This is a genomic window from Acinetobacter sp. S40, from assembly GCF_016624705.1.
Lineage (GTDB): Bacteria > Pseudomonadota > Gammaproteobacteria > Pseudomonadales > Moraxellaceae > Acinetobacter.
Window position 1 is genome coordinate 1 of record NZ_JACVTU010000051.1, and the last position, 218, is coordinate 218.

Annotated in this window: 1 pseudogene; it reads left to right on the forward strand. The window is 33.0% G+C overall.

Annotation, left to right across the window (positions count from 1 at the left end):
- Window positions 1-218 (forward strand): annotated as a pseudogene (locus IAE19_RS16690) (hypothetical protein); the annotation flags it as partial.

Consider the following 218-nt stretch of genomic DNA (forward strand, 5'->3'; position numbering starts at 1 on the left):
GGCATTTGAATGGCATGACACATCAAAGGATTTGATCTTAAAAAGAGGTGAGCCATTATTCTATTGTCAGTTTGATGGTTTTGATCCATCAAGAACAATAAAACTTATACAAGCAGAAAAGACACCAGAACTTATTCACTATAATGGATCAAATTTCGGGTGTAGTTAATTATGTGAATCAGACATTTAGTTTGTTTAATGAGGTTGAGAAAGTGAGA